We start from the raw sequence: 6,991 nt of genomic DNA, 5'->3' as shown, positions 1-6,991 counted from the left end.
CGGGGTCAGACCGAGATTATTCGTGACAATTGCCGCGGGCAATTGTCACGAATAATCTCGGTCTGACCGTCAAGTCATGCAGCCTTGTCGAATGCCAGCCCTACCCCTTGCGCATCCACCTGGATCGTATCGCCGGGAGCAAACTTGCCCGACAGGATTTCCTGCGCCAGCGGGTTTTCCACGTGCTGCTGTATCGCACGTCGTAACGGCCTGGCACCATACACCGGGTCGAAGCCACTTTCGGCGAGCATATCTACTGCCTGCGCCGTCAGTTCTATATGCATGTCGCGACCAGCCAGTCGCTTGCGCAGGAAGCCCAGCTGGATTTCAACGATCTGCCTGATCTCATCGCGATTCAGCGGGTGGAACACCACCGTTTCGTCGATGCGATTGACAAACTCGGGACGGAAATGCTGCCCGACAATTTCCATCACGGCTGACTTCATCTTGTCGTAGTTTTCCTCGCCCGCCAGCTCCTGGATGACGTGCGAACCGAGGTTTGACGTCATCACGATGACCACGTTGCGGAAATCGACAGTTCGCCCGTGCCCGTCGGTCAGGCGGCCATCATCGAGCACCTGAAGCAACACGTTAAACACGTCGGCGTGCGCCTTCTCTACCTCGTCCAGCAGGATGACCGAGTAAGGCCGGCGCCGCACCGCTTCGGTGAGGTAACCCCCTTCCTCGTAACCGACGTACCCCGGTGGCGCCCCGATAAGCCGTGCCACGGAGTGTTTTTCCATGAACTCGGACATATCGATACGAACCAGAGAATCCTCCGAATCGAACAGGAACTCCGTCAGCGCCTTGGTCAGTTCGGTCTTGCCAACCCCGGTGGGACCGAGAAACAGGAACGAACCGATCGGTCGACGCGGATTCGACAGGCCCGCGCGTGACCGGCGTACCGCGTTGGCAACCGCCGTAATAGCCTCATGCTGGCCGATCACCCGGCGACCGAGTGCCTGCTCCATCTGCAGCAATTTCTCGCGCTCGCCCTCGAGCATTTTTGCCACCGGAATTCCGGTCCACTTCGAAACGACTTCGGCGATCTCCTCTTCGGTGACGCTGTTGCGCAACAGCCGTGTTTCCTGCTGCGTTTCGTCGTCCTGCGCTTCGTCCAGCTGTTTTTCCAGTTCCGGTATGCGGCCATATTGCAGCTCGGACATACGCGCCAGGTCGCCGGCGCGACGCGCGGTTTCCAGCTCCGTGCGAGCCCTGTCGAGCGCTTCTTTTATCTGCGATGCCCCTTCGACCAGCGCTTTCTCAGCTTTCCAGACCTCTTCCAGATCTGCGTATTCCCGTTCCAGCCCGGAGATGCTCGCCTCGACCTCGGCCAGCCGCTTGCGGGTCGCATCGTCGGTGTCTTTTTTCAGCGCCTCGCGTTCGATCTTCAGCTGGATTACACGACGCTCGAGTTTATCCAGCTCCTCGGGCTTCGAATCGATCTCCATCCGGATCCACGCCGCTGCTTCGTCGATCAGGTCGATCGCCTTGTCGGGCAGCTGCCGGTCAGAAATGTAACGGTGCGACAGCGTCGCTGCCGCCACCAGCGCCGGGTCAGTGATATCGACGCCATGATGCACCTCGTAGCGCTCTGCCAGACCACGCAGGATTGCAACGGTGTCCTCCACGCTGGGTTCGTCGACGAGAATCTTCTGGAACCGGCGCTCCAGCGCCGCATCTTTCTCCACGTACTGACGGTACTCATCGAGAGTCGTTGCCCCGACACAGTGCAGCTCGCCACGCGCCAGCGCGGGTTTGAGCATGTTGCCGGCATCCATGGAACCTTCGGCCTTGCCGGCACCTACCATGGTGTGCAGCTCGTCAATAAACAGGATGACCTGGCCCTCCTGTTTGGCCAGATCGTTCAGGACGGCCTTCAGTCGCTCCTCGAACTCGCCGCGAAACTTGGCGCCGGCGATCAATGCGCCGAGGTCCAGTGACAGTATGCGCTTGCCGCGCAGGCCCTCCGGCACCTCGCCGTTGACAATACGCTGCGCCAGCCCTTCGACAATGGCGGTCTTGCCGACGCCCGGTTCGCCGATCAGCACCGGGTTGTTCTTGCGCCGGCGCTGCAACACCTGCACCGTGCGGCGCATTTCTTCATCACGGCCGATAACCGGGTCGAGCTTGCCCTGCTCGGCTTTTTCGGTCACGTCGACAGTATATTTTTCCAGTGCCTGGCGCGTGTCTTCGGCATTCGGGTCATTGACGTGTTCACCGCCGCGCAATTCGTCGATTGCTTTTTCCATTGCTCCGCGCACAACGCCTGCGGCGCGCATTGCCTCAGCCAGCGGCCCCTTGTCCTCGGTTGCCGCGACAGCGAACAACTCGCTCGATACATACTGGTCGCCACGCTCCTGCGCCAGCTTGTCCGTGATATTGAGCAGTCGCACCAGGTCTTTGGAGATATGCACTTCGCCGGCCGCGCCATGGACCTCTGGCAGCTTGTCGAGTGCCTCACCGAGCTGCGAACGCAACAGGTTTACCTTGGCGCCAGCCTTGCTTAGCAGCGGGCGCAGACTGCCGCCCTCCTGGTCCAGCATTGCGACCATCAGGTGCGCCGGTTCGATGAACTGGTGATCGCGGCCGAGGGCCAACGACTGCGCATCGGCGAGCGCGATCTGGAATTTGCTTGTCAGTTTGTCCATGCGCATACAGGTCTCTCCCCTTGAGGGATTTAAGTCATATTGCCTTTAATTGTGGGGCCGGTGGGCCCGATTCCAACCCCCGGCGGTCAATCGGCCAGCCAGATCAAGCTGGCAATACGCCCACAGCGGCCATCCCGACGATGTGAATAGAATCGCTGATCGCTGTAAGTGCACAGTTCGCCACCGAAAATCTGCCCGACACCCACCTGCTGCAGGCGCTGACGCGCCAGCTCGGACAAGTCGAGATTCCAATGGCCCGGCCGCGTGGCGGCGAAAGCTGCATCCGGGTTGGTGCACCCACCAAGCAGCCGGTCGCGCACCGGCGCATCTATCTCGTAACAGGCTGCCGAAATTGCCGGACCGAGCCAGGCCAGCAGCTGCCGGCCGGTTGGCAGCAATGCTTCGACTGCCGCCTCGATGACGCCTGCCGCAATACCCCGCCAGCCGGCGTGTACCGCCGCAACCCGGGTACCGTCGCTGTCGCACAACAGAACAGGCAGACAGTCGGCGGTGAGCACGGCGCACACCCGATCGCTGCGGTGAGACACAGCGGCGTCGGCGGAGATATCCGGCACGCCGCGGTCTATTGAAACGGCAATGCGCCCGTGCTGCTGATCCAGCCATGCCGGTTCCGCCGGCAGTTCCAGCTCGTCGATGATGAACTGGCGGTTTTCCCGCACCCGGCGCGGCTCGTCGCCAACATGGCCAGCCAGGTTCAACGAATCGAACGGCCGATGACTACGCCCGCCGTTGCGCGTCGTGCACAGAGCGCGCACGTTGTCCGGTGCCGGCCAGTCAGGGGTGATAACCGTATCCCTCAGCATCACCGCTTAACCATTACGCATTGCATCCAGCAGCGCCTGCAGGTCATCCGGCATAGCGGAGTTCCACTCGAGCTGTGCACCGCTGACCGGATGCGTCAGAGCCAGGCGCGTTGCGTGCAGCGCCTGACGACGAAACCCATGCAGCGCGCCATGCAATGACTCCGAGGCGTTGGCCGGAATTGCCAGCCGCCCGCCATACAGGGGGTCGCCCACCAGTGGGTGGCCAATGTGTTTCATGTGAACGCGTATCTGGTGAGTGCGGCCGGACTCGAGGGCAACCTGCACCAGCGTATGCGCTGCAAAGCGCTCGGCAATCCGGTAATGGCTGAGCGCCGGTCGCCCACCGGGCACCACGGCCATACGAATGCGGTCCACCGGATGACGACCGATAGGCGCGTCGACAGTACCGCCACTGATCATCACGCCCTGGCAAACTGCGTAGTACTCTCGCGAAATGTGCCGCGCAGCAAGCGCCTGCACCAGCGCGGTGTGCGCCCGCAAAGTCCGCGCGATAACCAGCAGCCCGCTGGTGTCCTTATCGAGCCGATGCACGATCCCGGCACGCGGCAATGTGGCAAGACGACTGTCAAAGTGAAGCAGTGCGTTTTGCAGTGTTCCGCTTCGGTTGCCGGCACCGGGGTGTACGACCATTCCGGCCGCTTTGTTTACCACCAGCAAATCAGCATCCTCATGCACGATTTCTATCGGGATGGCTTCCGGCCGTACCTCGACAACGGGTTCGTGCATGGCATGCACGACGACCTTCTCGCCACCGTGCAGACGGTCGCGTGGCCGCCACATCTGGCCGTTGACCTCGACCAGCCCGGCTTCGATCCAGGTTTTCAGTCGCGAACGTGAAAAATCCGGGAACATTTCCGCCAGCGTCTGGTCCAGCCTCTTGCCGGCCTTCTCTTCCGGCACCTGCCCTTCATGGCTTTCGATTTCCACCGTCATCAAATCTCCATCGCCCGGTGGCCCGTGATGTATACTCCGCGTTGCTTCATCCCGGCCGGCCATCCCATGCAAACAAGATCAAGCTCTCTATTGGCACTATCACTGCTCGCCCTGCTGCTGGCAGCTTGTGGTGGCAAGGATGCCACACTCGACGAAGAGGGGCGATCCCGGCGGAACGACGCAACGTTGTATGAAACTGCCAAAAAGCAGATTGATGTAGGTGGCTACGATCGCGCTGTCACGCTGCTGGAACAGCTCGAAATTTACTTTCCGTTCAGCGAGTACACCCGTCGCGGACAGCTCGACCTGATTTATGCCTACTACAAGGTTGGTAACATTGAGTCAGCCATCGATGCTGCGAACGAGTTCATACGTGAGAACCCGACGTATCCCGATATTGACTATGCGTACTATCTGCGCGGATTGATATATTTCGATCGCGACGCCAATGCGATCGAGAAACTGTTCGGCGTAGACCTGGCGCAGCGACCGCCGGCCGATGCTGAACGCTCGTTATCCTATTTTTCCGAGCTGGTGCGCCGCTTCCCGGAAAGCGACTACGCGCCCGATGCCCGGCAACGCATGGTGCACCTGCGCGAAAGGCTGGCCCGGTTCGAAGTCTATGTGGCCAATTATTATGCCGATCGCCGCGCCTGGGTTGCGGCCGCGCGTCGGGCCAGGAACGTAGTCGAGGATTTCCAGGACACCAGCGTGGTGACCGAGGCGCTACAGATTATGGCGCGGTCATATCGTGAACTCGGCATGGACGATCTGGCCGAAGATGCAGAGCGGGTGCTGCGCGAGAACCAGGTAGCGACAAGCTCGGGCAAGAAGAAACGCGGCCTGTTTCGTCGCAACAAGGAAGTTAAGCCCGAGCGTCCCGCCAGCTAGTAACCCGAGGTTATCGGGTAACGCCAGTCCCGGCCGAAGCCACGCCGACTAACCCGGACACCCGGTGGCGCCTGGCGCCGTTTATATTCATTTCGCTTGACCATGTGCAGTACCCGCACGACAGTCTCGCGATCGTAACCACGCGCCGCAATCTGCTCGACTGAGCAGTCCTCTTCGATAAATGCCTCCAGGATGGCATCGAGTACGTCGTAGGGCGGGAGCGAATCGGTATCTTTCTGGTCCGGCGCCAGCTCTGCCGATGGTGGCCGCGTGAATACCCTTTCAGGAATTACGGCAGAGACGGAATTCCGGTAACGCGCCAGGCGATAAACCAGTGTTTTGCTGCAGTCCTTGATCGGTGCAAATCCGCCGGCCATATCACCGTAAAGGGTTGCGTACCCGACGGCCATTTCGCTCTTGTTCCCGGTGGTCAGCACCATGCGCCCGGTCTTGTTGGAAATCGCCATCAGGATAATGCCGCGACAGCGCGCCTGGATATTCTCTTCGGTGGAGTCGGCCGGCAAACCGGCAAATAACTCCTGCAGCGACCCCAGCGTTGCCTCAAACATCGGTTCTATCGAAATAAGGTGATGCTCGACGCCGAGCGCTTCGGCCTCCGCGCGCGCGTCCTCGATGCTCATGTTTGCTGTGTATCGCGATGGCATCAGCACACCACGCACCCGTTCAGGGCCGAGCGCATCGGATGCGATAGCCAGCGTGAGGGCCGAATCTATGCCGCCGGACAAACCGATAATTACCCCGGGGAACCCGTTCTTGCGCACATAGTCGCGAACCCCGAGCACAATGGCATCGTAAACACTCTTGTCGAGCGGATCGGGGCTGTGCACTGATCCGGGTGCCGCGCTGAGCCGACCGGATTGCGGATCTGCCTCGACCAGGTAGATACCGTCTTTACATGCCGGGGCGCGCAGAACGATATCGCCGTTGCTGTCTATTGCCGTCGAGACGCCGTCGAAAACCAGTTCGTCCTGACCGCCAACGTGATTAACGTAAATAATAGACAAGCCCGACTCGGCCACGCGAGCCCGCATCACCTGCTCGCGCCTTTCCTGCTTATCGATTGCATAAGGTGATGCCGTCGGGTTGAGCACCAGCTTCGCACCAGCGGCACGTGCACCGGCCACCGGTCCCGGCTCCCATATGTCCTCGCAAATTGTCAGCGCAACCGGACAACCATGCACCGGCAGCACACAGGTTTGTTGGCCCGGGCGGAAATATCGCTTTTCGTCAAAGACCCCATAGTTCGGCAGGATCTGTTTACGGTAGGTTGCAATTGACTCACCGTCACGCATCAGCGCAATGGTGTTGTAGATGTGGCCATCGAACTCGGGATAACCAACAAGCGCTGTGATACCCGTAATTTCATTGCACACCCGCTGCAGTGCTTTCTCGACACGATAACGCAGGCCGGCATGAAACAGCAGGTCTTCGGGCGGGTAACCGGTAAGCGTCAACTCGGGAAAAACAATGACATCAGCGTCAAGTTCATCACGCGCGGTGGCACACGCTGCCAATACGCGCTCTGCATTGCCGTCAACATCACCGACCGTGAAGTCGAGTTGCGCCAGCGCGAAGCGGATCGTCTTTGCCATCTTTCAGATATGCACTAACCGGTGATGCTGCGCACTGCGGGAACCGCACCAATTGGCT

General features: G+C 60.3%; 5 protein-coding genes. 1 reads left to right on the top strand and 4 read right to left on the bottom strand.

The window, feature by feature from the left end; all coding sequences use genetic code 11:
* Positions 1 to 74: 74 nt before the first annotated feature.
* The 3 genes from clpB to rluD all read right to left on the bottom strand — a co-directional run bounded on the left by clpB (position 75) and on the right by rluD (position 4,429).
* A complete protein-coding gene (gene clpB / locus HKN06_12675; GenBank protein NNF62165.1) occupies positions 75 to 2,657 on the bottom strand; it encodes an ATP-dependent chaperone ClpB in 2,583 nt (860 codons plus the stop codon).
* Between the two features lie 80 nt (positions 2,658 to 2,737).
* The gene (gene pgeF, locus HKN06_12670; GenBank protein ID NNF62164.1) at positions 2,738 to 3,475 is read right to left on the bottom strand and encodes a peptidoglycan editing factor PgeF; all 738 of its coding nucleotides are present in this window, start codon (positions 3,473 to 3,475) and stop codon (positions 2,738 to 2,740) included.
* Between the two features lie 6 nt (positions 3,476 to 3,481).
* A complete protein-coding gene (gene rluD, locus HKN06_12665) occupies positions 3,482 to 4,429 on the bottom strand; it encodes a 23S rRNA pseudouridine(1911/1915/1917) synthase RluD (protein NNF62163.1) in 948 nt (315 codons plus the stop codon).
* A gap of 90 nt (positions 4,430 to 4,519) precedes the next feature.
* Here rluD and HKN06_12660 point away from each other — a divergent pair, with 90 nt between their 5' ends.
* Positions 4,520 to 5,320, top strand: coding sequence for an outer membrane protein assembly factor BamD (locus tag HKN06_12660; GenBank protein NNF62162.1), 801 nt, complete (start codon positions 4,520 to 4,522; stop codon positions 5,318 to 5,320).
* Here the strand turns inward: HKN06_12660 and HKN06_12655 are convergent.
* Positions 5,317 to 6,933 (bottom strand): NAD+ synthase, encoded by a 1,617-nt coding sequence (locus HKN06_12655; GenBank protein NNF62161.1) that lies wholly within the window; start codon positions 6,931 to 6,933, stop codon positions 5,317 to 5,319. The two genes, HKN06_12660 and HKN06_12655, sit on opposite strands and share 4 nt — an antisense overlap.
* Positions 6,934 to 6,991: the final 58 nt, after the last annotated feature.

The sequence above is a fragment of the Gammaproteobacteria bacterium genome, assembly GCA_013003425.1.
Classification (GTDB): Bacteria; Pseudomonadota; Gammaproteobacteria; order Steroidobacterales; family JABDKV01; genus JABDJB01.
This window is presented reverse-complemented; position numbering and strand designations above follow the sequence as displayed.

Bases quoted from the DNA above. Each gene is read 5' to 3' on its own strand.
- clpB (NNF62165.1), bottom strand. From the start codon at position 2,657: ATGCGCATGGACAAACTGACAAGCAAATTCCAGATCGCGCTCGCCGAT.
- pgeF (NNF62164.1), bottom strand. From the start codon at position 3,475: ATGCTGAGGGATACGGTTATCACCCCTGACTGGCCGGCACCGGACAAC.
- rluD (NNF62163.1), bottom strand. From the start codon at position 4,429: ATGACGGTGGAAATCGAAAGCCATGAAGGGCAGGTGCCGGAAGAGAAG.
- HKN06_12655 (NNF62161.1), bottom strand. From the start codon at position 6,933: ATGGCAAAGACGATCCGCTTCGCGCTGGCGCAACTCGACTTCACGGTC.